3 protein-coding genes are annotated in these 3,227 nt (G+C 49.5%); 2 read left to right on the top strand and 1 reads right to left on the bottom strand.

Annotated elements, in window-relative coordinates; translation table 11 throughout:
• Positions 1–54: 54 nt before the first annotated feature.
• Positions 55–1,698, bottom strand: coding sequence for an ABC-F family ATP-binding cassette domain-containing protein (locus tag VIM87_RS01150; protein ID WP_331995191.1), 1,644 nt, complete (start codon positions 1,696–1,698; stop codon positions 55–57).
• A gap of 115 nt (positions 1,699–1,813) precedes the next feature.
• Here VIM87_RS01150 and VIM87_RS01145 point away from each other — a divergent pair, with 115 nt between their 5' ends.
• Together VIM87_RS01145 and VIM87_RS01140 are read left to right on the top strand one after the other, a co-directional pair.
• Entirely contained in the window at positions 1,814–2,545 is a 732-nt protein-coding gene (locus VIM87_RS01145) for an EcsC family protein (RefSeq protein WP_331995190.1), read from the top strand.
• 32 nt (positions 2,546–2,577) lie between these two features.
• A partial coding sequence (locus VIM87_RS01140) for a carbonic anhydrase (RefSeq protein WP_331995189.1) occupies positions 2,578–3,227 on the top strand: 650 nt, incomplete at its 3' end.

The following is a 3,227-nucleotide window of genomic DNA, read 5'->3' as shown; positions in this document are numbered from 1 at the left end:
GGTAGTGTCTTTATTTCATCTGCACATGTGCATATTTGCACATCTGCACATTAATTACGCCGGCTGCACATTCATATACATCTCTTCACGGAGCGCTTTTACGCGCGCATCTTCCAGGTATTCATCAAAGGTGGTTAACCGGTCAATAATACCTTTAGGCGTAATTTCAATAATGCGGTTCGCTACGGATTGCATAAACGTATGGTCATGTGTGGTGAACAGCACAATACCTTTAAAGTTGTTCATGCTTTCGTTGAAAGACTGGATAGATTCCAGGTCAAGGTGGTTGGTAGGTTCATCCAGTATCACTACGTTGGGATCCTGCAGCATCATACGGCTGGTCATACAACGTACTTTTTCACCACCGCTCAATACACTGGTCTTTTTCATGATATCATCACCGCTGAACAGCATTTTACCCAGGAAACCGCGCAGGAAGGGCTCATCCACATCCGTTACGTGCGGGGGTACAAACTGGCGTAACCAGTCCATCAGGTTCAGGGATTTATCTGTAAAGAACTTGGCGTTATCGTTGGGTAAATAAGCTTTGGTAACGGTAGTGCCCCATTCAAACTTACCGCTGTCGGCCTGCGCCTCTCCATTAATGATCTCAAAGAAAGTGGTAAGGGCCAGGTGGTCTTTAGACAGGAAAGCGATCTTATCGCCTTTATTTACCGTAAAGCTTACGTTGCTGAACAGGGTACGGCCATCCACCGCTTTTTCCAGCTTCTCTACATTCAGGATCTGGTTGCCTACTTCGCGCAGCTGCTTGAAGATGATGCCCGGGTATTTACGGTTGGAGGGCTGGATCTCTTCGATCACCAGCTTTTCCAGAGCCTTTTTACGGGAAGTAGCCTGCTTGCTCTTGGATGCGTTGGCGCTAAAGCGGGCAATGAAGTCCAGCAGGTCTTTCCGCTTTTCTTCCATCTTCTTATTCTTATCAGACATCTGGCGGGCGATCAGCTGAGATGATTCATACCAGAAGGAGTAGTTACCGGTAAAGATCTGGATCTTACTGCGGTCCACATCCGCCACGTGGGTACATACGGCATCCAGGAAGTGACGGTCGTGGGATACTACTATTACGATATTCTCATAGCCGCCCAGGAAATTTTCCAGCCAGCCAATGGTTTCTACGTCCAGGTCGTTCGTGGGCTCATCCAGCAGCAGGATGTCGGGGTTGCCGAACAGGGCCTGTGCCAGCAGCACGCGCACTTTTAAGCTACCGCTGATCTCTTTCATCAGCACACCGTGCATTTCTTCCTTCACACCCAGGTCGCCCAGCAAGGCGCCGGCATCACTTTCTGCGGTATAACCGTCCATTTCGCCAAATTCGCCTTCCAGCTCACCGGCGCGTATGCCATCCTCTTCCGTAAAATCGGCTTTGGCGTATATCGCATCCCGTTCCTTGGCTATTTCCCATAAACGCTTGTTCCCCATCAGCACGGTATTGAGCACGGTCACTTCGTCGAACTCAAAGTGGTTCTGTTTCAATACACTCATCCGCTCACCGGGGGTAATTTCCACGGTTCCCTTATTGGGTTCTATTTCCCCGGATAAGATCTTCAGGAAAGTGGATTTACCGGCGCCATTGGCCCCGATAACGCCATAACAGTTCCCTTTGGTGAAATTGAGGTTTACTTCGTCAAACAATACGCGCTTACCGTAAGAGAGCGTTACATTTTTAACACTGATCATGCTGGCTAATGAAATTTAAGGCGCAAAGTTACGAAATAGGGGCTAAAAAGCATATTACTTGAAAAAAGCAAATTCCGGGGCATTGCACAGGCAGGATATTTGATTAAGTAAGGGTATGACGCCCACTACCACCCCACATGAACAGGAAATGCGCAAAGAGCTGCGCCGCTGGCAAAAGCAGATGCAACGGGGGCCTTCCCTGCCGGGACGGCTTGCCAAACGGCTGCAGGACCGTGTGAACAACTGGATCCCGGAAAAAGTGCACAAGGCCTTTACGGTAGCCATTAAGCAAATGGTCCGGGCTGTGCTGTACGGTGCAAAATTTATGACCCCGGAGCCCCAGCCGGTGCAGGACCTGGTGCTTACAGAGACTAAAGTGCAGGAACGGATCCGGTATTATAAGACCACCGCTGCCACAGAAGGCGCCCTTACCGGGGCAGGCGGCATATTATTAGGGCTGGCAGACTTTCCGCTGTTCCTGGGCATTAAAATGAAAATGCTGTTTGATATTGCGGCTTTATACGGGTTTGATGTGAAGGATTATAAAGAGCGCCTGTTCCTGCTGTATGTTTTCCAGGCTACTTTCTCCAGCCAGGAGTTGCGGAACAAAACCTATCCCCTGCTGGCCAACTGGGAGCAATACAGCAAGGAGCTGCCTCTGGATATTAATACTTTTGACTGGCGCCGCTTCCAGCAGGAATACCGCGACTATATAGATATTGCCAAACTGCTGCAGCTGATGCCCGGCATTGGCGCCGTAGTAGGCGCGTATGCCAACCACCGCCTTACGGATAAATTAGGCCGCAGCGCTATGAATGCTTACCGTATGCGTTTATTAAAGGTTTAAGTATCTTTATCCCTCACTCACACTTCTAACGTATGACTACCTACGAGCAAATCTTTGAGAACAACAGGAAATGGGTGGCCAGCAAAACGGCTACCGATGCGGAATTCTTTGAAAAGCTGGCGCAGGAACAAAAGCCGGATTACCTGTACATTGGCTGCAGCGACAGCCGGGTGCCTGCCAATGAGATCATGGGACTGGATGCGGGCGAAGTGTTTGTGCACCGCAACATTGCCAACCTGGTGAACAGCATAGACCTGAATATTATGTCGGTGATCAACTATGCAGTACGGCACCTGGAAGTAAAGCACATTATTGTATGCGGACATTACAACTGCGGGGGCGTAAAAGCCGCCATGCAGCCGCAGGACCTGGGCCTGCTGAATCCTTGGCTGCGTAATATACGCGATGTATACCGCCTGCATATGGATGAGCTGAACGCTATAACGGACACCCATGCACGTTATAACAGGCTGGTGGAGCTGAATGTGCAGGAGCAATGCCTGAACGTGATAAAAACGGCAGCTGTGCAGCAATCCTATGTTAACAAAGGCTTCCCTACCGTACATGGCTGGGTGTATGACCTGCATAATGGTTTGCTGGTAGATCTGAAGATAGACTTTGAAGGTTTGCTGCATGAGATCCAGAAGATCTATGATCTGACCGGGAAAGGAATTCAATTTTA

Source organism: Chitinophaga sp. (assembly GCF_036569125.1).
Classification (GTDB): domain Bacteria; phylum Bacteroidota; class Bacteroidia; order Chitinophagales; family Chitinophagaceae; genus Chitinophaga.
The sequence above is the reverse complement of the archived record's forward strand: the minus strand, read 5'-3'. Positions and strand labels throughout refer to the sequence as shown.

Bases quoted from the DNA above. Each gene is read 5' to 3' on its own strand.
- VIM87_RS01150 (WP_331995191.1), bottom strand. From the start codon at position 1,698: ATGATCAGTGTTAAAAATGTAACGCTCTCTTACGGTAAGCGCGTATTG.
- VIM87_RS01145 (WP_331995190.1), top strand. From the start codon at position 1,814: ATGACGCCCACTACCACCCCACATGAACAGGAAATGCGCAAAGAGCTG.